This is a genomic window from Ruegeria marisrubri, from assembly GCF_001507595.1.
Classification (GTDB): Bacteria; Pseudomonadota; Alphaproteobacteria; order Rhodobacterales; family Rhodobacteraceae; genus Ruegeria; species Ruegeria marisrubri.
Genome location: NZ_LQBQ01000012.1, coordinates 210,501 through 235,615, shown reverse-complemented (window position 1 = coordinate 235,615; position 25,115 = coordinate 210,501). Strand labels below are relative to the sequence as shown.

Sequence of the window (25,115 nt, the reverse complement as noted above, 5' to 3'; positions counted from 1 at the left end):
AGCAACCCCGCCGCACTCACCTGCGGCGGGGTTTTGCGTCGGGCCTTGAAAAGCGATTACTTGAACACCGGCTTGCGGCCCTGCATCTGGGCGGCGATGACCTCCATCTGGTCCGGCTTGCCGATCAATTGCACCTGTTCGCTGGATTCCGCCATCAGCACCTCTTCACGGTCCTTGGTTTCGGCAACCTCGATCAGGCGCTTGGCCGCGCGAATGGCCGACGGGCTCTTGCCCGCGATCTCTTCGGCCAACGCCATCGCTTCGGTCAGCGGGTCATCCGACAGCTGCGTCACCAGCCCCCACTCGGCCGCCTGATGGGCGGTGATCGGGCGGGCGGTGTAGGTCAGCAGGCGCAGCACGTCCGAGCGCACCAGCCTGGGCAGCAGAACCATCCCGCCCAGATCGGGCACGATGCCCCATTTCATCTCCATCACCGACCATTTCGACTCGGGATGCGCGATGCGCACGTCCGCCCCCAACGCCAGTTGCAGACCGCCGCCATAGGCCACCCCCTGAACGGCGCAGATCACAGGCACCGGCACGCGGCGCCAGATCATGACCAGTTCCTGCATCTCGTTGGTGTCGCCATGCGACCGCGACAGCAGCCACTCGGTCGGATCGACCTGCCCCATCTTCGCAAAGCTGGCCAGATCGAGCCCGGCGCAGAAGCTTTTGCCCTCGCCCGACAGGACAACCGCGCGGGCGTCCGAGGCGGCGACCTCCTCGCCAGCCGCGATGATCGCCTTGACCATCGCGTCATCCAGCGCATTGAGCTTGTCGCCGCGGGTCAGAGTGACGTGAGCGATATGATCCTTGTATTCGACAGATACGCGCGCCATGCGGGCCTCCCAGCTTTTGTTTCCCCCAGTTTGCCCGGAACGCCCGTCGGCTTCCACAGCTACGTCGGGGCAAATATGCGATCTACCGGGCGAAACGATCCGCAGCCCGTTCGGCGCAGGGGCGCTCTTGCCGAGTGCCGCCACTTTCGCTTATCTGCCGGCATGAGTGAACCGCGCTACACCCCGCTTGCCCGATCCCTGCCCGCCACCGTGCCTTTCGTCGGCCCCGAGACGCAGGAGCGGCAGCGCGGCGCGCCCTTCGTCGCGCGGCTGGGCGCCAATGAAAGCGTTTTCGGCCCGTCGCCGAAAGCGATCGAGGCCATGGCCAGGGCAAGCAGCGACATCTGGATGTACGGCGACCCGGAAAACCACGACCTGCGCGATGCGCTGGCCGAGCATCACGGCACCACCCCGGACAACATCGTTGTCGGAGAAGGCATCGACGGGCTGCTGGGCTATCTGGTGCGGCTGATGGTCGGCCCCGGCGATACCGTGGTGACCTCGGAAGGCGCCTATCCCACCTTCAACTACCACGTCGCGGGATATGGCGGTGAGCTGCACAAGGTGCCCTACAAGGACGACCGCGAAGATCCTGCCGCGCTGTTCGCCAAGGCCGCCGAGGTGAATGCGAAACTGGTCTACCTCGCCAACCCGGACAACCCGATGGGAAGCTGGCATAGCGGAGCGGATATCGTCGCAGCGATGGACGCTCTGCCTGAGGGCACGTTGCTGGTTCTTGACGAGGCCTATGTGGAATGCGCCCCCGAAGGAACCGCCGCACCGGTCAGCGCCGATGACCCCCGACTGATCCGCATGCGGACCTTCTCGAAGGTCTATGGCATGGCGGGGGCAAGGGTCGGCTATGCCATCGGTGCGCCGGGGCTGATTGCGGCCTTCAACAAGGTCCGCAACCATTTCGGCATGAACCGGGCGGCCCAGGCCGGCGCACTTGCGGCCCTGCGCGACCAGGACTGGCTGGCGACCGTTCAGACACGGATCAGCAAGGCACGGACCCGGATCGGCGAGATCGCAAAAGACAACGGGCTGGTCCCGTTGCCCTCGGCCACCAATTTCGTCGCGATTGATTGCGGACAGGACGGCGCCTTTGCCAAGGCGGTGCTCGAGTCGCTGGTCGAACAGGGGATTTTCGTGCGCATGCCCTTTGCTGCCCCGCAAAACCGCTGCATCCGCGTCAGCTGTGGCACCGAGGACGATCTGGCTGCCTTTACCGACGCTCTGCCAAAGGCCCTGGCGGCGGCGCGCGGCTGATCGCGGCAGATTTACCTGACAACCTGCGCAGAATTGCTAGGATATTCCCGCAGAGACGGGAGGCCCCCATGCGTGGAGACAACATCGGCAGAGCACCGGACTACACCGTCCCCGCCCTGACGATGCTGGGCGTGAACCTGATGTGGATCTTCGTCATGATCTGGGCGATTTGGGGATTTCTGGCGGCGCTGGCGCTGGCCCTGGCGCTGAATCACGGCATTACCCTGCTGTCGCGCCGCCCGCGCTGAAACCAAGCCTCAATCGTTGCCGGCAATCACGGCGGCCGCGGCCTCCAGAGCACCCGAGCCGCGTGGCACGCCCAGCGCGGACAGGCCTGCCTCGATCCCGCCCAGCATGCCCATCACCATGTGGCCGTTGAGATGCCCCATGTGCCCCAACCGGAAATGGTCGTCGCGCCCGCTCCCGTCTGGGGCGGCCATGCCCAGCCCGATACCGAGTGTCAGGCCCAGGTTCGCCTCGGTCCATTCGCGCAACGCCGCTGCCTTGCCGTCCGACAGACGCAATGCCGTTACCGCATGGCTGCGAGCATTCCGATCAGACACGTTCAATTCCAGCGCCCCGCCCTGGGCCCAGACCTCACATGCCGCCCAGATGGCCTGCGCCAGCCGCTCGTGCCGCGCCCAGACATTCTCGATCCCTTCCTCGTGGATCATGCCCAGAGCCGTTCGCAGGCCATACAGGTGATGCGTGGGCGCCGTGCCGCCGAAATACTGGTAGAATATTTCGGGGTTCGCGCGCGGCACCCAGTCCCAGTATTTTGAAACGCGCGGCATGGCGTTCCGTTTGGCCTGCGCCTTGTCGTTGAAAAAGACGAACCCCGCCCCGGGCGGGACCATCAGCCCCTTCTGGCTGGCGGAAACCATGACATCCACGCCCCAGTCGTCCATCTCGAACCGGTCGCAGCCCAGCGAGGCAATGCAATCGGCCATCAGCAGCGCCGGGTGGTCCAACTCGTCCAGCACTGTCCGCAGTGCTGGGATGTCGTTGCGCACAGAGCTTGAGGTGTCCACATGCACCGCCAGAACCGCCTTGATCCGGTGGGCAGTATCGGCACGCAGAGCCTGGGCGATGCGCTCCATGTCCCAAGGCGCGGCCTTGCCGAAGTCAATCAACTCGACCTCGGCCCCGATCCCGCGCGCCATCTCGGCCCAGCCATGCGCGAACAGCCCCGAAGCAGGCGCCAGAACGGTTTCCCCCGGTGCGATCACGTTGGACAGGGCCGCCTCCCACGCGCCGTGCCCGTTGGCGATATAGATCGCCACATCGTGCCGGGTCCGCGCGACGCGGCGCAGGTCCTCGATCAGCGCGGGCACCATATCGACCATTTCGCCGGTATAGATATTGGGGGCGGCGCGGTGCATGGCCCGCAGGACCGCCTCGGGCATGACCGAAGGGCCCGGAATGGCCAGATACCCGCGCCCCTGCGCCAGTGAGATGTCTTTCTTCATGGAACCCGCCTGAAAAATCGTCGACCCACACTAGCCGCGCAGCGCTTTCCGTCAATCCGCCTTGGCCGCGGCCAGGCGCGGGGCGATCACGCAGAGCATCTCGAACAGGATCGAAGCCGCCAGAAACGCCGTTCCGCCCGCGTTGTCGAAGGGTGGGGACACTTCAACAAGGTCAGCGCCGACGATGTTGACCCCGCGCAGTTCGCGCACCACCTGCAAGGCCTGGAACGAGGTCGGGCCACCGACCTCGGGGGTGCCGGTTCCGGGGGCAAAGGCGGGATCCACGAAGTCGATGTCATAAGTGACATAGGTCGGACCCTGCCCGACGATGCGGCGGGCCTCGGCCATCACATCGGCAACGCCACGGTCGAAAAACTCCTCGATCGTGATGATGCGCACGCCCTGATCTGCCGCGAACTCCCTGTCCTCGGAGTCATATGCCGTGCCGCGAATGCCGATCTGGACCATGCGCGCGGGGTCAAGCAGGCCTTCCTCGATGGCCCGCCGGAACGGGGTGCCGTGGGTGTAGAGCGACCCGCCGAAATACGAGTGGAACAGGTCGGTATGACTGTCGAAATGCACCAGCCCGACGGGGCCGTCGGTCGCCACGGCCCGGAGAACCGGCAGCGAGCACAGGTGGTCCCCGCCGACCGCGACCGGCAGCACTCTGGCCTGACGCACCTGCGAAACGGCTGCGGTGATCCGGCTCATGCTGTCCTGCAGATCCGCCGGGTTGGGCGGCACATCGCCAAGGTCGGCGCAGTTGACCAGATCGAAGGGGCGCACCCCCGACACCCCGTGCTGCGCCCGGATCATCGTCGAAAGGTCGCGCACCTGGCGCGGACCGTGCCGCGGACCGGGGCGGTTGGTCGTGCCGGCGTCCCAAGGCAGGCCCAGAAACCCCACGTCGACCTGTGCGAGGCGCGGATCGGAGAGACCCATCAGCGGCAGGCGCATGAAGGTCGGCACACCCGCAAAGCGCGGCAGGTCAAAGCCCGAAACCGGTTGAAATCCGTCAGTGTTGCCCATGAGTCATCCTCTCTGTCGTCTTGCCGTCAGTCGCCACAGTGGCCGCTTGACGGGCAAGATCAAGACGGTCGAAAGAAAATACCGACGCTTGCGCCTGAAGGCGGGCCTGCTTAAATGTGGCCGCCATGAGCCAAGCCCCGCAGCAATTCCCTGACAGGAAAGAAAAATCGATGCGCGACAAACCCATGTCGTCAGCCGAACTGCTTGGCTGGCTCTGGCGTCACTACCTGCGCAACCGCATGTGGTTGCTGGGCGTGGCCCTGATCTTCATGTTCCTCGAAGGCTCGATGGTCGGCGCGCTCAGTTACATGATGCAGCCCATGTTCGACGAGATCTTCGTCAAGGGCAATTCAGGCGCGTTGGGCTGGGTCAGCGCGATCTTCTTCCTGATCTTCACGGTGCGGGGTCTGGCGGGCGTCGTTCAGAAAACGCTTCTGACACGGATTTCCCTGCAAACCGGGGCGCAACTCAGGACCGACCTGCTGAACCGGTTGATCCGGCAGGACACGTCCTTTCACCAGACCCACCCGCCGGGCTATCTGCTGCAGCGGGTGAATGGCGACGTTCAGGCGATCAACCTGGTCTGGCGGGCGGTCATCACCGGCGCCGGCAAGGATCTGGTCTCATTGGTGGTGCTGCTGGGCGTCGCGATCAACGTGGATGCCATCTGGACGGCCGTCATGATGATCGGCATTCCGCTGGTCCTGTTGCCGATCGCCGCCGCGCAGAGATATGTGCGGAAAAAGGCGGCCAGCGCCCGTGATCTGGGCGCCGTTCTTTCAACCCGGCTGGACGAGATCTTTCACGGCATCGTTCCGATCAAGCTCAACATTCTCGAAAGATACCAGGTCAACCGCTATACCTCTCAGCAAAAGGGGTTCGTGCGCTCGGAAACCCGTGCGGCGCTGGGAACGGCCTCCATCACCGGGCTGATCGACATCATGGCCGGGCTGGGGTTCATGGGCGTCCTGCTCTATGGCGGGTCCGAGATCATCGCGGGCGAAAAATCCGTCGGCCAGTTCATGAGCTTCTTCACCGCGATCGGCCTTGCCTTTGACCCGATGCGCCGGCTTGCCTCGGTTTCGGGCACCTGGCAGGCGGCGGCGGCCTCGATGGAGCGGGTCAAGGAACTGCTCGACGCCCCGATCCTCCTGAAATCCCCGGAAAACCCGGTTCCTGCGCCGACCGGTCTGCCGGACGTGCGGATGCAGGGCGTGAAGCTGGCCTACGGGGACGCGCAGGTGCTGCGCGGCCTCGACTTTGCCGCCGAAGCGGGCAGGACGACCGCCATCGTGGGCGCGTCGGGTGCGGGGAAATCGACGATTTTCAACCTTCTCACCCGTCTGGTGGACCCGCAGGACGGCACCATCAAGGTCGGTGATGTCCCCGTGAACCGCATGGCGCTGGACGATCTGCGCAACCTCTATTCGGTGGTGTCGCAGGACGCGCTTTTGTTCGACGACACGCTGCGGGAGAACATCGTCCTGGGGCGCCAAGACGTCTCGGACGAGGAATTGCAGAAGGTTCTCGACGCCGCCCATGTGTCGGATTTCCTGCCCAAGCTCGAAAACGGTCTGGACACGCAGGTCGGCCCGCGCGGGTCGGCGCTGTCCGGGGGGCAGAGGCAGCGGGTTGTGATCGCGCGGGCCTTGTTGCGGAACACGCCGATCCTGTTGCTGGACGAGGCCACCTCGGCGCTCGATGCGCAGTCCGAGCGGGTCGTGCAGGCGGCGCTGGATCGGCTGTCCGCAGGGCGCACCACCATCGTCATCGCGCACCGCCTGTCCACCATCCGCAATGCCGACAAGATCGTCGTCATGGATCGCGGGCGGGTCGTGGACGAGGGGACGCATGACGAGTTGCTTGCCCGAGGCGGGCTGTATGCCGACCTCTACCGCCTGCAATTCGAGGATGGTCTTACCGCGGTGGACCCCGAAGGGGTGGCGGCGCTGACGCCCAAGGCGAAAAATGGCGTGGAACCGCCTCAGGGCTGGCTGCAGAGACTGCTGTCCAGTTTCCTCGGGCGGGGAGCTTGAAAGGGGTCAGCCTGCCGACGAGGCAGAGTTGGCCGAAAGCATAGCGGCTTGCCTTGCCAGCGCCTCGATCCCGGCCCAGTCCCGCCCTTGCACCATCTTGACCGGGGCGACCCAGCTGCCGCCGGCGCAAATGACGTTGGGCAATGACAGGTATTCCCGCGCATTCGCGTTTGAAATGCCGCCAGTGGGGCAAAAGCTAATCTGCGGCAGGGGTGCGGCGAGGGCCTTGAGCACGGGAACCCCGCCAGCGGCCTCGGCCGGAAAGAACTTGAGGATGTCATAGCCCTTTTCCAGCAGACGCATTGCCTCGGACGCGGTGACGGCGCCGGGCAGAAGCGGTAGCCCCTCGGCCTCGCAGGCCGCGATCAGCGCATCCGTCGCGCCGGGCGACACGCCGAACTGCGCCCCGGCGTCTTTGGCCGCGCGCACGTCCTCGGGCATCACCAGCGTTCCGGCGCCGACCACGCTTCCGGGCAGGTCGGCCATCGCCCGGATCACGTCCAGCGCCGCCGGGGTGCGCAGGGTGACCTCCAGGGCGGGCAATCCGCCCGCGACAAGAGCCTCGGCCAGCGGCCTGGCATTTGCCGCGTCCTCGACCACCAGAACCGGCAGGATCGGAGCCATCGAGCAGACTTCTCGGATGCGGAGCGATTTGGACGTCATGGCTCAGCCTCGAAACACGCTTGCGCCGGTGTCCGCCGATCCCACGGCGGAGCGGAAGGCCGCAAAGAGTTCGCGCCCGACCCCGAACTGGTTGCCTGACAGGTCCGCCCGCACCGGCGGGCGATCCGATACGCCTTGGGTCAGGATCTCCAGCCTGCCGGCCACGGCGTCGACCCGGACCAGATCACCGTCGCGCAGGCGGGCGATCGGGCCGCCCTCGAGCGCCTCGGGGCAGACATGGATCGCCGCGGGCACCTTGCCCGACGCGCCCGACATGCGGCCATCGGTGACCAGGGCCACCTTCTGCCCCCGCCCCTGCAAGACCGACAGGATCGGCGTGAGCGAGTGCAACTCGGGCATCCCGTTGGCCTTGGGTCCCTGAAAGCGGACCACCACGACCACGTCGCCGGTGAATTCGCCGGCCTTGAAGGCGTCCTTGACCGCTTCCTGATCGTCGAACACCCGCACGGGCGCCTCGACCACCTGATGCTCGGGCGCGACGGCGGACACCTTCATGACAGCCGTGCCCAAAGATCCGGTCAGGCGCGACAGCCCGCCGGTCGGCTGGAACGGGTCGGTCGCCGGGCGCAGGATCTTGTCATTGAGGCTGCGACGAGCGCCGTCCTGCCAGACCAGTCCGCCGTCGATCAGCCTGGGTTCCTGCGTGTAGCGGTGCAGCCCGCGCCCCGCCACGGTCAGGGTGTCGGGGTGCAGAAGCCCCTCATCCAGCAGGGTGCCGATGGCAAAGCCCAAGCCCCCCGCCGCGTGAAAGTGGTTCACGTCGGCCAGACCGTTCGGATAGACGCGGGCAATCAGCGGCACGACGCCCGAGATGTCGGAAAAGTCCTGCCAATCCAGCACGATGCCCCCCGCGCGCGCCATGGCGAGCAGGTGGATCAGCAGGTTGGTGGAACCGCCGGTGGCCATCAGCCCCACGATCCCGTTCACGAAGGCCCGCTCATCGAGGATCTGGCAGACGGGCGTGTAATTGTTGCCCAGCGCGCTGAGCGACAGGGCGCGGCGGGCGCCTTCCTCGGTCAATGCATCGCGCAACGGCGTGTTCGGATTGACAAAGCTGGCGCCCGGCAGGTGCAGGCCCATGAACTCCATCAGCATCTGGTTGGTGTTGGCGGTGCCGTAGAAGGTACAGGTGCCGGGGCCGTGATAGGCGGCCATCTCGGCAGCCATCAGTTCTTCGCGCGTGGCTTCGCCGGCGGCGAATTTCTGGCGCACCTTTGCCTTTTCCTCATTGGACAGGCCGCTGGTCATGGGCCCGGCAGGCAGGAAAACCGCCGGAAGGTGGCCAAAGCTCTGCGCGGCGATGACGAGGCCCGGAACGATCTTGTCGCACACACCAAGGAACACGGCGGCGTCAAAAGTGTTGTGGCTGAGCGCCACCGCCGCCGACAGCGCGATGACATCACGGGAAAACAGAGACAGCTCCATCCCCGCCGCCCCTTGCGTGACCCCGTCGCACATCGCCGGAACCCCGCCCGCCACCTGGGCCGTTCCCCCGGCCGAGCGCGCCGCCTGCCGGATCAGCTCGGGAAAGCGTTCGAACGGCTGATGTGCCGAGAGCATGTCATTGTAAGCGGTCACGATCGCCAGATTGCCGGCATGCCCTTTGGCAAGCGCCGGTTGGTCCGGTCCGGCGGCGGCATAGGCATGGGCCTGTCCGCTGCAGGCCAGATGCGCCCGCGCAGGCCCGTCGGAACGTGCCTGTTCCATGCGTTCAAGATGCGCTTTCCGTGTTGGCGAACTGCGCTCGATGATCCGCTCGGTAACCTCGGATATGACGGAATGGACCATATCAACCTCCGATCTGGCGCCAGCGGCGGCCGTCGCGATGCATCAGCATCAATGCCTCTTCGGGGCCGGAACTGCCCGGATCATAGGGTGACGGGCGATCGCGGCTATCTTCCCAGGCATGCACGATCGGATCGACCCAGGCCCAGGCGGCCTCGACCTCGTCGCCACGCATGAACAGGGTCTGGTCCCCGCGAATTACATCCATCACCAGTCGCTCATAGGCATCCTGCGCCCGGACATTACCGCCCAGAGCCTCGGCAAAACTCATGTCCAGCGCCACATCGGCCAGTCGGAAACCGCCCGGGCCAGGGTCCTTGATTGTGGTGCTCAGGGTGATCCCTTCGTCCGGCTGGAGGCGGATCACCAGAACATTTCCGTGCAGATGGCCGACATTGGGAAAGATCGTATGCGGCGGATCGCGAAACACCACGACAATCTCGGATTCGCGCGCGCGCAGCCGCTTGCCCGTGCGCAGATAGAAAGGCACCCCCGCCCATCGCCAATTGGCGACGTGCACCTTGAGAGCCACGAAGCTTTCGGTGCGGCTGTCGGGGTTGCCGACGTGATCGAGATAGCCGTCGCCACCCTTTTCCGGGCGGTATTGTCCACGCGCGATGTCGCCGGGTTCGACCGGCTCCAGCGCCTCGATCACCTTGACCTTTTCGTCGCGCACCGCGTTTGGAACGAATTTCGATGGTGGCTCCATCGCGGTCAGGCACAGCAGTTGCATCAGGTGGTTCTGGACCATGTCCCGCATGGCGCCGGCCCTGTCGTAATAGGCCTCGCGCCCTTCGACCCCTACGGTTTCCGCAACGGTAATCTGCACATGGTCGATATGAGACGCGTTCCATAGCGGCTCGAACAGCGAATTGGCAAAGCGCAGCGCCATCAGGTTCTGCACGGTCTCCTTGCCCAGATAATGATCGATCCGGTAGATCTGACGCTCTTCGAAACAACGGCGCAGACCCTCGTTCAATGCCTTGGCGGATTCGAGATCGTGCCCGAAGGGTTTTTCCACGACGATCCGGCTGTCCGGCGTGGCCAGACCATGGTCATGCAGCCTTTGGGCAATCTCGGGAAACAGGCCTGGCCCAACCGACAGGTAAAAGGCGCGCACGACGTCCGGCCGCAGCATTTCGCGCAAGCAGTTCCAACCCGTCTCACCCAGTGCGTCAACGGCCACGTATTCCAGCCGTTCCAGAAACCTGTCGAGAATTTCGGCCTTTACCTCGGGCTTGTCCCGCAGGCCCGAGCGCACATGCTCTCTGAAGGCATGGCTTTCCATGTCGCTTCGGGCAGAGGCAATGATGCGCGCCTGTTCCGGCATCTGGCCCACTTCGAAACGGTGATAGAGCGCCGGCAGGATCTTGCGTTGCGCCAGATCGCCGGTCGCGCCGAACAACACCAGATCGAACGGGTCAACCGGTATCACGCGTGAAACCATGCCGGGCTCCTCCTCACTTCCTCACCGCAACCATATCAAGGCGATCGGGTCAAATGCCCCCACCGTCCGTTATCGCTAACATCTTGCAGATGTTGATAGGCCAATTCGAGAAAAAGGCAAGGGTCGATCAGAGCCCCGGCACCGCCGGGTGCGGAAAAGACCTATCCGTTGTTGCGCAGCCAGTCCATGACCGCAGGTCGCACGGACTGGTCGCCCCGGTGCCGTGCATCCGCGATGATCTTGCGGATTTCGCCCAGATCAGACCGCAAGAGCAGGCTTTTCACCGGCCCGATGGAGGCCGGGCGCATAGACAGGCAACGAATACCCATCGCCGCAAGGCACAGCGCCTCGATCGGGCGCCCCGCGTCCTCACCGCAGAAACTCAACGGTGTGTCGGAGACCGCGCACCGTTCGACGATGCGCTCGATGAAGCTTAGGAAGCTGACATTCAGCGTGTCATACCTGCGCCGCACCAGTTCATTCTCGCGGTCGGCGGCAAAAAAGAACTGCTTCAGGTCATTGGCGCCGATCGAGATGAAATCGACCTCTTCGAAGAATTTCTGAGGCGCGAAGGCCAATGATGGCGTTTCCAGCATCGCGCCGATTTCAAGCGTTTCCGGCAGGGTGTGCCCAAGCCGCTTTTCGCGGGCGATCGTCTTTTCGACCTCGGCGCGCGCGGCGCGAAATTCCTCGGCCTGTGCTACGAACGGGAACATGATGGTCAACGGCCGCCCCTTGGCCGCCCGGATCAAGGCCTGAAGCTGCATCCGCATCACGCCTTTCTTGTCCAGACCGACCCGAATCGCCCGCCAGCCCAGGGCCGGGTTCGGCTCGGCGACATGTTTCATGTAGGGCAGAACCTTGTCCGAGCCGATATCCAGCGTGCGGAACACGACCCGCTTGCCCATGGCGGCATCCAGAACCCGTTCGTATTGCGCCACCAGTTCCGACCGCTTCGGCATCTTGTTCTGCAAGAGGAACTGCAATTCGGTCCTGAACAGGCCGACCCCTTCGGCGCCGGAACTGGGCAGCGACGGCAGGTCGGCCATCAGACCGGCATTCATTACCAGGTCGATTTGTTGACCGTCACGCGTGACCGTCGGCTTGTCCCGGATCGAAGCGTAACGTTCCTGCGCCTCGGCCTGCATGGCGATCTTGTCGCGAAACGCCCCGACGACGCTTTCTTCGGGGCGCAGGTGAACGACACCGTGATCGCCATCCACAAGGATGTGGTCGCCGTTCAGCGCCTCGGTGGTGATGCGGTCAACGTGAACGACCAGCGGAATCGCCAGGGCACGCGCCACGATGGTCGCATGGCTGCCAACCGACCCCTCTTCGAGCACGATGCCCTTGAGCGACCGGCCATATTCCAACAGGTCACCCGGCCCTATGTTGCGCGCGATCAGGATCGGATCGGGCGGCAATTCGGCGCCGGTGTTGTTTCCCTGACCGGTCAGGATGCGCAGCAGGCGATTGCTGAGGTCGTCCAGATCCGCGAGGCGGTCGCGCAGATAGGCGTCCGAGACCTGGCTCATGCGCGCCCGCGCCTGCGACTGTTCCTTTTCGACGGCGGCCTCGGCGCTCAGGCCGCGGGCGATGTCCTCTTCCATGCGCCGCATCCAGCCCTTGGAATTGGCGAACATCCTGTAGGCCTCGAGGACTTGAAGATGCTCCTTGTCGCCGCCTTGAGAGATTTCGAGCATCTTGTCGACACCGACGCGCAATTCCTCGACCGCTTCGTTGAGCCTTTCCAGTTCCCTCTGCGGGTCTTCGGCAATCGGGTTGGTGACGACCACGCGCGGTTCGTGCAGCCACACATGGCCTTCGGCAGAGCCTTCCTGCGCCGGCCCGCCTTTCAGAACCACCGAGTGCTGGTGCAATGGCGACAGGGCCGCGCCTTCGCCGATGAAGGCGCCCAGTTCGGCCATCTCGGCCAGAACCATCGCGACGACCTCCAGCGCATAGATCTCGTCCGCCGAAAATTCCCGCTCTTCCCGGGACTGCACGACCAGAACGCCCAGCTTTTCGCCAAGCCGCTGAATCGGCACCCCAAGAAACGAGGAAAACCGTTCTTCACCGGTTTCCGGCATGTACCGGAAACCCTTTTCCGAAGGCGCATCAGCCGTGTTGATGACCTGACCGTATTTCGCGACGCGACCGACCAGACCTTCGCCCATCCGCATCCGGGTCTTGTGAACGGCCTCGGCCGCAAGCCCCTCGGTCGCGCACAGTTCAAGCGTTTCCTCGTCCCGGAACAGATAGATCGAGCACACCTCGCAGCGCATGCTGTCCGCGATCAGATGGGTGATCCGGTCCAGCCGCTCCTGGCCAGCCGCCTCGCTGGCCATTTCCTCGCGCAGCCGCCCCAGCAGCTTGCGGGATTCGGTTTCGGTGCCGTCAGCCATGGCCCCAGTCACATTACGGTGTCAGGCTGGCCTGTTTCGGGATACTCAGGCTGCCTTGTCCAATTCAAACGCATCATGCAGCGCCTGAACGGCAAGTTCCATGTATTTCCGCTCGATGAGAACGGAAATTTTGATCTCTGAGGTTGTAATGACCTTGATGTTGATCCCCTCATCCGAGAGCACCTTGAACATCTTGGCCGCCACGCCCGACTGAGACCGCATGCCGATTCCCACGACCGAAACCTTGGCGACATCCGGCTCGATCTGCAGCACGTCAAAGTTGAGCGCAACGCCCTTGATCTCGTTCATGGCTTTCTCGGCGCGCTTGACCTGATCGACGGGCAGGCTGAAGGTCATGTTCGTCCGGCCCTCTTCCGAGATGTCCTGCACGATCATGTCCACAACCACCCCTGCATCCGACAGGGCGCCAAAGATGGTGGCGGCGATGCCGGGGCGGTCGGCCACCGACAGCAGGGTCATCTGGGCTTCGTCGCGCGAGTAGGCGACACCGGAGACAACATTGGATTCCATGATTTCCTCCTCATCGCAGACCAGCGTGCCGGCCGCGTCGGATTGTTCCTCGAAACTCGAAAGAACACGCAGTTTCACTTTGTAGCGCATCGCCAGTTCGACCGAACGGGTCTGCAGCACCTTGGCCCCGAGCGAGGCGAGTTCGAGCATTTCCTCGAACGAGATCTTGTCCAGCTTGCGCGCCTTGCTGCAGATGCGCGGGTCGGTCGTATAGACACCATCCACGTCGGTATAGATATCGCAGCGTTCCGCGCCGAAGGCCGCGGCAAACGCAACCGCCGTGGTATCCGAGCCGCCCCGGCCCAGCGTGGTGATACGGCCCTCGGGCGAGATGCCCTGAAAGCCTGCCACGACGGCAACCTTCATGCCTTCCGCGAATTTCTGGTTGATGTTGTCGGTGGGGATCTCTTCGATCCGGGCTGCCGAATGGGCGCTGGTGGTGATCAGCGGCACCTGCCAGCCCTGCCAGCTGCGGGCGGGAATATCCATTTCCTGCAGGGTCAGCGCCATCAGGCCGGCAGTCACGTTCTCGCCCGACGACACGACGGCGTCGTATTCGCGCGCATCGTAAAGCGGGGAAATCTCGTCGACCCAGCCAACCAGTTCGTTGGTCTTGCCCGACATGGCCGAAACGATGACGATCACGTCATAGCCTTTGGCCACCTCGACGCCGACACGTTTCGCCGCGCGGCGGATGCGGTCGAGATTGGCAACCGAGGTGCCACCAAATTTCATCACGAGTACGGGCATGGGGCCAAGTGTCTCCGCGCCTTGGAATTCCGGTTCCGTGCCTCATATGCGAGGCGCCCTTCAAGGGCAAGTGGACAAACATGTCGCAACCCCGGCGCCGGATCGCTTTACTTTGCCGCAAGCCGGTGCCAGCCTAGCGGAAATTTCCTTTCTCGAGGTTCCAGATGCACAGATTTCTTCTTCTCCTTGGCCTGCTCGCTTCGCCAGCCACCGCCCAGGTCGCCACGCAGTCCGGCACGGATGGCCAGAACGCCCTGGGCACGGTCCCCTGCGCAACGGCGGGGATGCCGGTCGAAAGCTGCCCGGCCGAACTGCGCCGCAAGGATGACGGAACCGCAACGCTTGCCGTGCAGCTCAAAACCGGCGAGGTTCGGCGGATTTACTTTGAAAACGGCGCGCCCACATCGTCCAGTTCCGCGTCAAAGATCACGTCGGAGACCCGCGGGGACATCTTGGTGATTTTCATCGAACCCAGCGAAGTCTACGAAATCCCCAAGGCTGCCGTCGCAAATCAGTAGGGATGGGGTCGCCCATCCCAGGTCTCGAAACAGCCTGTGGTTTCGAGCGAAAGCGCCGCGAACCGCGCGCACAGGCCCGAGGCAGCCTCGTCAACGGTGATGTCCGCAGCACCGCCCCCCATGTCGGTCTGGACCCAACCCGGGTGGTAGATGCCCACGGCGATCCCCTCGCCGCGCAGATCGACGGCCAGGTTGCGCCCCAGGTTGAGCGCCGCCGCCTTGGACGCCCGGTAGATGTAGCTGCCGCCCGGCGCAGTGGTATCCGACGCCATTTGCGACGAGATGATCGCGATTTTTCCGCCGGCAGCCCTGAGATTGGGCAAGAGCGCCTGAATGGTCAGGAAAACGCCGGTGACATTGGCGGCGAAGGTCTGCGCCCACATATCGGCCGGGTAGCCATCAAGTTGCTGACCCTTGTCCAGAAAAACACCTGCATTGCAGACCAATAGGTCCACCGGCCTGTCTCTCAGCTCCCGCGCCACGGTGGCGTGCTGTGCCGGGTCTGTCACGTCCAGCGTGATCTGGGCGCTGCCATCCCTTGCCGTTCCCGTAACCTCATGCCCACCCTGTCGATACAGATCCGCCAAAGCCCGGCCAATTCCTCGATTGGCCCCGGTGATCACGACATGCATGGATCAGTTGGTCTTTCTGTTCGGGACAAAGGGAAGAAGAGCGACGGGCACGCCCTCTTCGGCCAGCGCCTTGGCCTCATCCGCGCGGGCCTCTCCATAGATCGACCGCTCGGGTGCCTCGCCAAGGTGGATCTTGCGGGCCTCGTCGGCGAAATCCTTGCCGACGTAATCCGCATTCGCTTCGATTTTGCGCCGCAGTTCCGCAAGGGCCTGCTCGGCCGCCGAAGCGGGGTCGGAAAGCTTGTTTTCACTTGCCTCACCCGCCTGTTTCACCGCATTGCGCGCCGGCCGCACGCGCGGTGTCATGATCGCCTTTTCCACCTTGCTGCTGCCACAGACCGCACAGGCCACCATTCCAGCGGCGGACAGCTTGTCAAAAGCCTCGGCCGACTGGAACCAGCTGTCAAAACTGTGACCTTCGCTGCATTTCAAGGCGTATTGAATCATCGAATTCTCACCATTTCGGGTTCATGGATAGATATCCACCGCCCTGACAAGATCAAGCCTTCATCACGGCATGGTTCACGATCATGGCCGAAATTCACGCAGAATCCCGGCCAGACCCGGGTCGCTCACACGTTGTGCCGCCTTTTTCCGCGAGAACCATTTGCGACGCCTCTGCCCGGCCTCGGGGTAGTCGGATGCAAGCTTGCGAACGCGCAACGGGAATACTTCGACCAGACAAACGATGTTCCCCTTGCTTGGCCGCCTCTTGAGATATGAAAACCGACCGAGGTTTTTGGGCTTGCATACCCCGACGACACCGGCCTCCTCCCATGCTTCCCGGCTCGCGGAACTTGCCGGATCAAGATCACCTTCCGGCCACCCCTTGGGAATGATCCAGCGGCCGGTATCGCGTGATGTCACCAGCAGGATCTGCAGCTTTCCGTTGTCAATTCGGTAGCACAATGCACCGAATTGCTGCCGCACCACGCTGGTGCCGGTTTCGAACTGGTGCTTTCCGGACAGCTTGGCGTTCATTTTCCCTCCTTGGCCCCATCTTATCCGGAAAATTGCTTCGAGTCAGGTGGCACCTGAAGGTGCATGCCCACATGTCGCCCCAATACCGCTCTCTGACACCATATATCGAAGCGTCTCTTGCATACGTGTCACGGGTGTATGTGAAAGATCACATCAACTTTCGCTTCATCCTGGCCGCCAGCCGCTCCACGAGTTCTTCATGGGGGATATCCGAATTGACCGCGAGGTTGCGCAGCCCGAAATGCACCCGCGCAACCTGCTGGTAATAGCGCGCATAGATGTAGTTGGTGCTGCCGCCCGCCACCGCCCCCAGAACCGGAACGGTCTGCGCCGCCAGTTTCTGCCCCAAGGCGCTTGCAAGACGCGGCGCCACGCTGGAAATCAGGCGTTGCGCGGTGCTGCCCGTCAATGTCAGACGCACCGAGAAGAATCCCAGATCCGCCCCGTCATCCTGCGCCAGAGGCCCTGCCGCTGCGAGGACCCGGACGCAATCGAACATCACGTTCTCTTCGCCGGGGTCAAAACCCTCCTCTGCGGCGACGCCCTGTATGGCCCTGAGCAGCATCGTTGTGGTCACGGGCAGTTCGACCAGGGCCGTCGGCAGCCCTCCGAACCCGCCGGCGGTTCCCATCGCCGTGGCGACCGCCGTGTTGATCCAGGGTTTCTGGTCCGGCACGGCCCGGCGCGACCCCTGCGCAGCGCGCACCGCGATCCAGAGCGCCTTTTCGGTGGCCTCGTACAGACCGTCGCGAACAGGCGGAGGCAACTGGCCCAGCAGTTCTTCGGCCTTTCCGCCAAACCTGTTCAGCAGGCGGATCGCCGCGCCGCCGGCTGCCTTGTATTCCGCCGCCAGCCGATCCAGTTCAGCTTCGGCATCGACGTTCTCAACAAGAATGACGTCCTGCATCGGCATCCGCTCCCTTTGTCAAAAGATCGGTGCAGAGAGGACAGGTTTCAATGGTCTATTTGCTCCACCGCGAGACCGCGCCCCGGACACCGTCCCAACTGCCCGGGGTCAATTCCAGCCCCAGAACCCGCTCGGGGTTGGTGGGCGGCGGCATCTCGACCCCCGAAAGGCGCTTGAAACCGAAGCGGGAATAATAGGGCGCATCCCCCACCAGCATGACCCGCTGCCACCCCTTTTTCCGGCCAGCAGAGATGCCTTCGCGGATGAGGTACCCACCCAGCCCTTCGCCCTGATGCGTCGGGTGGACGGCCACTGGCCCCAGCAAGAGCGCATCAAGGTTCCCGACATGAACCGGCCAGAACCTTATGGCCCCTGCCAGAATCCCCTCTCCGTCGCGGGCCACCATCGACAGCCCCGCGACCGGCGGAACATCATCGCGCAGGCGGTAGGATGACAGCGCCTCGCGCCCCGGCGCAAAGCACAGGTCATAGAGAGCTTCGACCTCCCACCAATCGCCCGGCTCTTCGGGTCTGATCCGGAACTGCTGCACCCCTGCCCTCTTTTCAACTGTGGCATTCGCCCTAGCACTTCGTTACGCCTTGGGCAAACGCTTGGAGTTTTCAATGTTCTATCGTCCCGAAGATGGCCATGGCCTGCCGCACAATCCCTTCAACGCAATCATCACCCCCCGGCCGATCGGCTGGATATCATCGCGTGACGGGGACGGGATCAACAATCTCGCGCCATATTCCTTTTTCAACGGCGTCGCCTATGAGCCGCCGCAAGTCATGTTTGCCTCGACAGGAACCAAACCCGACCAGGGCGACACCAAGGACAGCATGGCCAATATCGAGGCAACCGGCGTTTTCTGCGTCAACATCGTCGAATACGCCCAGCGCGACGCGATGAACGCCAGTTCCGCGACGCTACCCAGGGAAACCGACGAGTTCGCCCATGCCGGCCTGACCCCGGTGGAGTGCGAAACGATCGACTGCGCCCGAATTGAAGGGGCCCCGGCGGCGCTCGAGTGCAAGGTGACCCAAATCGTCACTCTGCCCGGCGAAGCCAACCGTGTCGTGTTCGGTGAGGTTACCGGCATCAACCTGCGCGATGACTGCCTGAGGGACGGCAAGTTCGATGTAACCACGTTCCAGCCGGTGGCCCGCCTGGGTTACCGGGACTATTCAGTGGTTCGCGACCTGTTCAGCCTCAAACGACCAGACGATTAAATACCTGTTCCCTCGGGGGCGCTGCCCCCGTCGCCTGCGGCGACTCCCCCGGGATATTTAAAGCCAGATGAAGGAAGCTGGCTCACACTTCATCTGGCTTTAAATATCCCGGAGCGCGAGGCAGAGCCTCGCATCCTAGCTGACAACCAAGCGACTCCAGCGGCTTCAGTGTCCGCCGAGGATACCAGTGCGAACCGAGTAGTTCACTGCCAGCCCGTAATCCGGGTCATCATCACTGTCGACCATCAGATGGCCAGCCTTTGTCAGCAACTGGTGGCAGTCGCGGCTCAGGTGGCGCAACTGGAGCTGCTTTCCCTCGGCCTCATATTTTGCGGCCACCGCCTCGATCGCCTGCAGGGCGGATTGATCAACGACGCGGCTGTTCGCGAAGTCCACGACCACGTTCTCGGGATCAGTTTTCGGGTCAAAAAGCTCGACGAAGCCATCCGACGAACCGAAGAACAGCGGCCCCACGACCCTATAGATCTTTACGCCGTCTTCCGTTTCCTCGGTCTCGGCGTGAATGCGCTTGGCATTGTTCCAAGCATAGGCCAGCGCCGAGACGATCACGCCAACGACCACCGCAACGGCAAGGTCTTCCATCACTGTCACGACCGTCACCAGAACGATCACGAAGGCATCCATCAGCGGCACCTTGCGCAGGATGTTGAAAGAGTTCCAGGCAAAGGTTCCGATCACCACCATGAACATCACGCCGACCAGCGCCGCCAGAGGGATCTGTTCGATCAGGGGCGAGCCCACCAGGATGAACAGCAGCAGGAACAGCGCTGCTGCGATCCCCGCGATGCGGGTGCGGCCGCCGGATTTCACGTTGATCATCGATTGACCGATCATGGCGCAACCACCCATCCCGCCGAAAAACCCGGTGACGACGTTGGCTGTTCCCTGCGCGATGCACTCCTGCGAAGCACCGCCCCGCTTGCCGGTAATGTCTCCGACCAGGTTCAGGGTCAGCAGCGACTCGATCAGGCCGATAGCCGCCAGGATCACCGAATACGGCAGAATGATTTTCAACGTCTCCCAGTTTAACGGCACCATGGGGATATGGAATTGCGGCAGCCCGCCCTCGATCGACGCCATGTCGCCGACGCGCGGCACATCGAGGCCGAACCCGATCACGACGGCGGCGACCACGGCGATCCCTGCCAGCGGCGCGGGAACGACACGGGTGATGCGCGGCATGACCCAGATCACCGCCATGGTCAGCGCCACCAGCCCCAGCATGGTGTAGAGTTGCAGGCCCGACAGCCACTCGCCACCGCCCAGACCGTGCCCGGTATTCTCCATGGACCCCGGCACCTTGAACTGCCCCATCTGCGCCAGAAAGATCACGATGGCCAAGCCGTTGACAAAGCCCAGCATCACCGGGTGCGGCACCAGCCGGATGAACCGGCCCCATTGCATGACGCCGGCAATGATCTGCAGGATCCCCATCAGGACCACCGTCGCAAAAAGGTATTCGACCCCGTGTTGCGCCACCAGAGACACCATCACGACCGCCAGAGCACCGGTCGCGCCGGAAATCATGCCGGGGCGGCCGCCGATCAGGGCGGTGATCAGCCCCACCAGGAAGGCGGCATAAAGACCAACCAGCGGGTGTACGCCTGCAACAAAGGCAAAGGCCACCGCCTCGGGCACCAGCGCCAGAGCGACCGTCAGGCCAGACAGCAATTCGATCCGCAGACGCGATGGCGTAAGCCCCTCGTCAGGCATCCAGCTCAGATCGGGTATGGCGAGGCGATTGGCAACACTTGCCATCAAGGCTCGGGGCATCGGACAGTCCTGTCGGTGATTTCGATTCGCGCAAAAGGGCCTTCTACAGCCTGAAGCGAACATGAGCCACTGCACCCGGCGGGATACTGACATGCATCAAACGCATGGCGGCGCGTAGCGCGGAGGCGTGCCACCGCCGGAAGTTCGGCATTCGCCCTTGCCAATTCCGGCTGCAATCCGCAGAAATCCCACACGAAACCACTGGAACCGGCAGGGAGAGCACAGGTGACCCAATCGAAAATCGCCGTCATCGGCGGATCCGGCATCTATGACATTGACGGGCTGAAAAATGCCGAATGGGTGACCGTCGAAACCCCATGGGGTGAACCGTCTGACCAGATTCTGACCGGCTCGCTGGATGGGGTCGAGATGGCCTTTCTTCCACGCCATGGGCGCGGCCATGTCCATTCCCCCACCGAGGTTCCCTATCGCGCGAATATCGACGCGCTCAAGCGCATCGGGGTGACGGACGTGATCTCGGTTTCGGCCTGCGGCTCGTTTCGCGAGCACATGGCGCCGGGCGACTTCGTGATCGTCGATCAGTTCATCGACCGGACCTTTGCCCGCGAGAAAAGCTTTTTCGGCACCGGTTTCGTGGCTCATGTGAGCGTCGCCGAACCCACCTGCCCGCGCCTGTCCGATGCCTGCGAAACGGCCGGCCGCGCCGCCGGGATCACGATCCATCGCGGCGGCACCTATCTGGCGATGGAGGGGCCGCAGTTCTCGACGCTGGCGGAATCGAAGATGTATCGCGAACAATGGGGCTGTGACGTGATCGGGATGACGAATATGCCCGAGGCGAAACTCGCCCGCGAGGCCGAACTTTGCTACGCGTCCATCGCCATGGTCACCGACTATGACAGCTGGCACCCCGACCACGGCGAAGTGGACATCGCGGCAATCATCGCCACCCTGACCGGCAATGCCGAGAAGGGCCGTGCGCTGGTCAAGGGGCTGCCCGCCCTTCTGGGGGCCGAGCGCGCGCCCTGTCCTCATGGATGTGACCGCGCGCTGGAATACGCGGTTCTGACCGCGCCCGAGAAACGCGACCCGGCGCTTGTGGCCAAGCTGGATGCGGTCGCCGGGCGCGTCTTGTGACCGACAGACCGGCTTGACAGGCCGCCACACAGGTGGCCTGTATGCTCCGATTGCCACAGGAGCGCCCCATGCCCATAGAACTCTGGCTGGCCTTTGTCGCCGCGTCCACCGCGTTGCTGCTGATCCCTGGCCCCACGGTTCTTCTGGTGCTCAGCTACGCCTTGTCCAAGGGGCGCAGTGTCGCCGTTGCCTCGGCGACCGGAGTGGCCCTGGACGATCTCATCGCCATGACCGCGTCACTTCTGGGGCTGGGCGCGTTGGTGCTGGCCTCGGCGACCTTGTTTTCCGTTCTCAAATGGATCGGGGCCGCCTATCTGGTCTGGCTGGGCATCAAGCTGCTGCGCAGCGCCCCGACCAGCGGTTTGAGAGCGGTCGAAACCGGGCGGGAGGTCACGCCACATAGCGTGTTCTTCCATGCGGCGGCCGTTACGGCGCTCAACCCCAAGTCCATCGCCTTTTTCATCGCCTTCGTGCCGCAGTTTCTGCGGCCAAGCGAGCCTCTGGCGCCGCAGTTCGCCATTCTGATCGCCACCTTCGTCGGTCTGGCATGGATCAACGCACTGGCCTATGCCCTGCTGGCCGACCGGCTGCGGCGGGTGATCGGGCGGGCCAACGTGGTCAACGGGCTGACGCGGCTGGGCGGGGTCGCTTTGATCGGGATGGGTATGGCAACTGCGGTCTTGCGCCGACCGGCCTGAGGCAAGCGTCCGTAGCGTCAGCGGCAACCCGAACCCAAGCTTCCCCTTGCATGACCGCCCCCGTTGCGCCAAACACCTGCGTGAATTTCGGCGCTATGGGGGTGGCACATGCCCAGAAACAAAACCGTCAAAGACTACATCCGCACCATTGTCGACTTCCCCCATGAAGGGATCATGTTTCGCGACGTGACGACGCTGTTTGCGGATCCGCGCGGCTTTCGCATGGCAATCGACCAGATGCTGCACCCCTATGCCGGCGAGCGCATCGACAAGGTCGTCGGGCTGGAAGCACGGGGCTTCATTCTGGGCGGCGCAATCGCGCACCAGCTGAGCGTCGGCTTCGTTCCGATCCGCAAGAAGGGCAAACTGCCCGGCACCACGATCAGCCAAGAGTACAAGCTGGAATATGGCGAGGCGATCGTGGAAATCCACGACGACGCGATCCAGCCCGGAGAGAAGGTGCTGATGGTCGACGACCTGATCGCGACCGGAGGCACCGCCGCCGCAGGAATCAAGCTGATCCAGCGTCTGGGCGGCGAGATCGTTTCTTGCGCCTTTGTCGTCGATCTGCCGGAACTCGGCGGTCGCAAGATCCTCGAGGACATGGGCATGGACGTCCACGTCCTGTGCGAGTTCGAAGGCCTGTAAGCCACCTGAACAATCAGGCACGCAGCACCGCGCCGGGATTCATGATCCCGGCCGGATCGAGCGCCTGCTTGATGGCGCGCATGGCCTCCAACCGGGCCGGATCACCATAACGTTCCAGATCGGCAACCTTCATCCGGCCTATGCCGTGTTCGGCACTGACCGATCCGCCCATCTCATGCACAAGGTCATGCACGGAGCGCTTCACCGCCTCGCGCTGGTTCTCATGCGCGTCCCGGCTGCGCCCCGCCATCGGAAAGACGTTGAAATGCAGGTTTCCGTCACCCAGATGGCCGAAACAGTTGATCCGGAATGGCCCGACAGCCGAGACTACCTCGGCTCCACGCCGGATGAACTCGGGGATGGCCGAAATCGGCACGGACACATCGTGACTGGATACCGACCCGATCCGCCGGTTGGCCTCGGGGATATGCTCGCGAACGGACCAGAGTTCGTTTCGCTGCGCTTCTGATTGGGCGATCACCCCGTCCAGCACCAAACCCGCCGCGTCCGCGCCTTCGTATAGCGTTTCAAGCGCCTCGACAGGCTTCAGGCCAGCCGGCAACCCCAGTTCGATCAGAACGCACCACTCGGGCCGGTCAGCAAATGGCTGCCGCACGTCCGGCAGGACTTCGGCCAGGAAATCGAGGCCCTGACCGTGGATCAGTTCAAACGCGCTCACGCCCTCGCCCACCTGCTCCCGCACCAGCGCCAACAGTTTCAGCGCGGCCTCGGGCGACGGCACCACGAAGACCGCGGTTCCGACATCGGCGGGCACCGGAAACAGTTTCAGCGCGGCGGCGGTGATGATCCCCAGCGTTCCCTCGGCCCCGATCAACAGGTCGCGCAGGTCATAGCCGGTATTGTCTTTTCTCAGCCGGCTCAACCCGTGCCAGACCGTTCCGTTCGGCAACACGGCCTCGAGCCCAAGGCACAGCTCCCGCGCATTGCCATAGCGCAGCACGTTGACACCGCCCGCATTGGTCGAAAGGTTGCCGCCAATCCGGCAGGAACCTTCAGCAGCCAGCGACAGGGGGAACAGGCGGTTCGCCTCGCGCGCCGCAGACTGGATATCCGCCAGAACGACACCCGCGTCGGCCACCAGCACGTTCTCGATCGGGTGCACGCTGCGGATGGCATTCATCCGCTCCATCGAGATCACCAGCGGCGCGGGGCCTTCGGGCATGACCTGCCCCCCGACCAGCCCGGTGCCGCCGCCATAAGGAAGAACCGGCACGCGCGCCTCGGCTGCCGCCCGAACAAGCGTTGCGACCTCGTCGACATTGCGCGGCACAGCCAGAATCCCGGCTTGCCCCGCGTAGCGTCCACGCGGCTCCTCAAGATACCTAGCTTCTACCGGGCGGAACACGTCCTGCGGCAAAAGACCATGCAATTTCGAGGCAAAATTGTCGTCGGCGGGATTCAGAACCATGCCTCTTCCTTGCCCAAGGCGCGGCCGCCCGGCAAGCCCTATTCCTGTTCGATCAGAAATCGCGGTTCCAGAACGACCACCGTTGGCCGGTCCGGCAACGTGCGCAACGAAACGACGAGTTCCGAAACCCCGTCGCGGCGAATGTCAAAATCCTCGCGGATACCCTCCAGGAAACGTTCCAGCGAATATCCCGAGAACCAGTGCATCGGGATGATGACCGAACTCTTCAGCCGCTTGAGCACCGTGATCATTTCAGGCAAGGGCATGGTCGTGCCGCCATCCACCGCCGCCATCACCACGTCCAGCCGCCCCAATGCGGCGAACTGCTCGTCGCTCGGGATATGATGCAGATGCCCCAGATGGCCGATGCACAGACCCTCGACTTCGAATACGAAGATCGAATTGCCGCGCTCCTCCACCCCGCCATAAACCGAACGGATGTCGGTCGAAACATTGCGGATCAGCATCTCGCCAAGATCCAGATGGTGCTCGACCCCCTCTCCGAACGGCCCCCACCCCCGCAGGACATGCGGAATGGCCGGGTCGGGATGGGCAGTCCAATGGGTCTCATGGGCGTGGTTCATCGTCACCACGTCAGGGATCAGGGGCGCGCTGCCGATGAAGCCGGTAAAGTCAGTTACGACGTTCAACCCGCCCCGAGTCTGGATCAGAAACGACGCGTGGGCGACATAGCTGACCCGAACCGAGAACTCGGGCACCGGGTCCTGCCAGCTGGCCTTGCGCAGATATTCGATACCCGGCGCGGCGTCGGCGATGGCAATGCAATGGCTCGGCCGCCGCTCTTGTGCCGCCGCGCCACTTGCCAGCAATATCAACACCGCCAATATCCACCGCATGAGGAAATTGTAGCGTGACCGCTGCCCGAGTCACATCGCCTTCTTCATCTTTTCAAAAATACTCCGGGGTTTGGGGCAGC

24 protein-coding genes are annotated in these 25,115 nt (G+C 63.6%); 8 read left to right on the top strand and 16 right to left on the bottom strand.

The features are described from left to right. Positions 1-56 precede the first annotated feature (56 nt). On the bottom strand, positions 57-839 hold the full coding sequence (locus AVO45_RS08180; protein ID WP_068345786.1) for a crotonase/enoyl-CoA hydratase family protein: 783 nt from the start codon (positions 837-839) through the stop codon (positions 57-59). Between the two features lie 162 nt (positions 840-1,001). Here AVO45_RS08180 and AVO45_RS08175 point away from each other — a divergent pair, with 162 nt between their 5' ends. Both AVO45_RS08175 and AVO45_RS08170 read left to right on the top strand, forming a co-directional pair. Further along, positions 1,002-2,108 (top strand): pyridoxal phosphate-dependent aminotransferase, encoded by a 1,107-nt coding sequence (locus tag AVO45_RS08175; RefSeq protein ID WP_068345784.1) that lies wholly within the window; start codon positions 1,002-1,004, stop codon positions 2,106-2,108. Between the two features lie 68 nt (positions 2,109-2,176). Continuing rightward, positions 2,177-2,356: a hypothetical protein gene (locus tag AVO45_RS08170; RefSeq protein WP_068345782.1), complete on the top strand. Its 180-nt coding sequence runs from the start codon at positions 2,177-2,179 to the stop codon at positions 2,354-2,356. Positions 2,357-2,365: 9 nt separating this feature from the next. Here AVO45_RS08170 and AVO45_RS08165 read toward each other — a convergent pair whose 3' ends face one another. Continuing rightward, complete coding sequence (locus AVO45_RS08165; RefSeq protein ID WP_068345780.1) at positions 2,366-3,577, bottom strand: pyridoxal-phosphate-dependent aminotransferase family protein; 1,212 nt, start codon at positions 3,575-3,577, stop codon at positions 2,366-2,368. Between the two features lie 51 nt (positions 3,578-3,628). Beyond that, a complete protein-coding gene (gene speB / locus AVO45_RS08160) occupies positions 3,629-4,606 on the bottom strand; it encodes an agmatinase (protein WP_068345778.1) in 978 nt (325 codons plus the stop codon). A gap of 170 nt (positions 4,607-4,776) precedes the next feature. On the opposite strand from speB, the gene AVO45_RS08155 reads away from it, so the two are divergent. Further along, the gene (locus tag AVO45_RS08155; RefSeq protein WP_068345776.1) at positions 4,777-6,642 is read left to right on the top strand and encodes an ABC transporter ATP-binding protein; all 1,866 of its coding nucleotides are present in this window, start codon (positions 4,777-4,779) and stop codon (positions 6,640-6,642) included. Positions 6,643-6,648: 6 nt separating this feature from the next. On the opposite strand, the gene eda is transcribed toward AVO45_RS08155, so the two are convergent. From eda to AVO45_RS08130, 5 genes are all read right to left on the bottom strand, one after another. Next, entirely contained in the window at positions 6,649-7,305 is a 657-nt protein-coding gene (gene eda, locus AVO45_RS08150; RefSeq protein ID WP_068345774.1) for a bifunctional 4-hydroxy-2-oxoglutarate aldolase/2-dehydro-3-deoxy-phosphogluconate aldolase, read from the bottom strand. 3 nt (positions 7,306-7,308) lie between these two features. Continuing rightward, positions 7,309-9,114 carry a phosphogluconate dehydratase gene (edd, locus tag AVO45_RS08145; RefSeq protein WP_068345772.1) on the bottom strand — a complete coding sequence of 602 codons (1,806 nt, stop codon included), beginning with the start codon at positions 9,112-9,114 and terminating at the stop codon, positions 7,309-7,311. 1 nt (position 9,115) lies between these two features. Beyond that, a complete protein-coding gene (zwf, locus tag AVO45_RS08140; RefSeq protein ID WP_068345770.1) occupies positions 9,116-10,558 on the bottom strand; it encodes a glucose-6-phosphate dehydrogenase in 1,443 nt (480 codons plus the stop codon). Positions 10,559-10,719: 161 nt separating this feature from the next. Continuing rightward, positions 10,720-12,963 (bottom strand): phosphoenolpyruvate--protein phosphotransferase, encoded by a 2,244-nt coding sequence (ptsP, locus tag AVO45_RS08135; protein WP_068345768.1) that lies wholly within the window; start codon positions 12,961-12,963, stop codon positions 10,720-10,722. A 45-nt stretch (positions 12,964-13,008) separates the two neighbouring features. Beyond that, the gene (locus tag AVO45_RS08130; protein WP_068345766.1) at positions 13,009-14,244 is read right to left on the bottom strand and encodes an aspartate kinase; all 1,236 of its coding nucleotides are present in this window, start codon (positions 14,242-14,244) and stop codon (positions 13,009-13,011) included. 164 nt (positions 14,245-14,408) lie between these two features. Here AVO45_RS08130 and AVO45_RS08125 point away from each other — a divergent pair, with 164 nt between their 5' ends. Beyond that, entirely contained in the window at positions 14,409-14,762 is a 354-nt protein-coding gene (locus tag AVO45_RS08125; RefSeq protein WP_068345764.1) for a hypothetical protein, read from the top strand. On the opposite strand, the gene AVO45_RS08120 is transcribed toward AVO45_RS08125, so the two are convergent. The 5 genes from AVO45_RS08120 to AVO45_RS08100 all read right to left on the bottom strand — a co-directional run bounded on the left by AVO45_RS08120 (position 14,756) and on the right by AVO45_RS08100 (position 17,832). After that, positions 14,756-15,394, bottom strand: coding sequence for an SDR family oxidoreductase (locus AVO45_RS08120; RefSeq protein ID WP_068345763.1), 639 nt, complete (start codon positions 15,392-15,394; stop codon positions 14,756-14,758). The two genes, AVO45_RS08125 and AVO45_RS08120, sit on opposite strands and share 7 nt — an antisense overlap. Positions 15,395-15,397: 3 nt before the next feature. Continuing rightward, a complete protein-coding gene (locus AVO45_RS08115) occupies positions 15,398-15,841 on the bottom strand; it encodes a DUF1178 family protein (protein WP_068345761.1) in 444 nt (147 codons plus the stop codon). Between the two features lie 81 nt (positions 15,842-15,922). Next, positions 15,923-16,375: an NUDIX hydrolase gene (locus tag AVO45_RS08110; RefSeq protein WP_068345759.1), complete on the bottom strand. Its 453-nt coding sequence runs from the start codon at positions 16,373-16,375 to the stop codon at positions 15,923-15,925. Between the two features lie 148 nt (positions 16,376-16,523). Further along, a complete protein-coding gene (locus tag AVO45_RS08105; protein ID WP_068346668.1) occupies positions 16,524-17,282 on the bottom strand; it encodes an EcsC family protein in 759 nt (252 codons plus the stop codon). 55 nt (positions 17,283-17,337) lie between these two features. Then, positions 17,338-17,832 (bottom strand): GNAT family N-acetyltransferase, encoded by a 495-nt coding sequence (locus AVO45_RS08100; RefSeq protein ID WP_068345756.1) that lies wholly within the window; start codon positions 17,830-17,832, stop codon positions 17,338-17,340. Between the two features lie 73 nt (positions 17,833-17,905). Here AVO45_RS08100 and AVO45_RS08095 point away from each other — a divergent pair, with 73 nt between their 5' ends. Continuing rightward, the gene (locus AVO45_RS08095; protein WP_068345754.1) at positions 17,906-18,511 is read left to right on the top strand and encodes a flavin reductase family protein; all 606 of its coding nucleotides are present in this window, start codon (positions 17,906-17,908) and stop codon (positions 18,509-18,511) included. Between the two features lie 165 nt (positions 18,512-18,676). Here AVO45_RS08095 and AVO45_RS08090 read toward each other — a convergent pair whose 3' ends face one another. Beyond that, a complete protein-coding gene (locus tag AVO45_RS08090; protein ID WP_068345752.1) occupies positions 18,677-20,305 on the bottom strand; it encodes a SulP family inorganic anion transporter in 1,629 nt (542 codons plus the stop codon). Between the two features lie 225 nt (positions 20,306-20,530). On the opposite strand from AVO45_RS08090, the gene AVO45_RS08085 reads away from it, so the two are divergent. The 3 genes from AVO45_RS08085 to AVO45_RS08075 all read left to right on the top strand — a co-directional run bounded on the left by AVO45_RS08085 (position 20,531) and on the right by AVO45_RS08075 (position 22,749). Further along, a complete protein-coding gene (locus AVO45_RS08085; protein ID WP_068345751.1) occupies positions 20,531-21,403 on the top strand; it encodes an S-methyl-5'-thioadenosine phosphorylase in 873 nt (290 codons plus the stop codon). Between the two features lie 68 nt (positions 21,404-21,471). Continuing rightward, positions 21,472-22,101, top strand: a complete 630-nt coding sequence (locus tag AVO45_RS08080; protein ID WP_068345749.1) for a LysE family translocator — start codon at positions 21,472-21,474, stop codon at positions 22,099-22,101. A 108-nt stretch (positions 22,102-22,209) separates the two neighbouring features. Beyond that, positions 22,210-22,749 carry an adenine phosphoribosyltransferase gene (locus AVO45_RS08075; protein ID WP_068345747.1) on the top strand — a complete coding sequence of 180 codons (540 nt, stop codon included), beginning with the start codon at positions 22,210-22,212 and terminating at the stop codon, positions 22,747-22,749. A 13-nt stretch (positions 22,750-22,762) separates the two neighbouring features. On the opposite strand, the gene AVO45_RS08070 is transcribed toward AVO45_RS08075, so the two are convergent. Both AVO45_RS08070 and AVO45_RS08065 read right to left on the bottom strand, forming a co-directional pair. After that, positions 22,763-24,178: an FAD-binding oxidoreductase gene (locus tag AVO45_RS08070; RefSeq protein WP_068345745.1), complete on the bottom strand. Its 1,416-nt coding sequence runs from the start codon at positions 24,176-24,178 to the stop codon at positions 22,763-22,765. 38 nt (positions 24,179-24,216) lie between these two features. Then, entirely contained in the window at positions 24,217-25,035 is an 819-nt protein-coding gene (locus tag AVO45_RS08065) for an MBL fold metallo-hydrolase (protein ID WP_068345743.1), read from the bottom strand. Between the last annotated feature and the right edge of the window lie 80 nt (positions 25,036-25,115).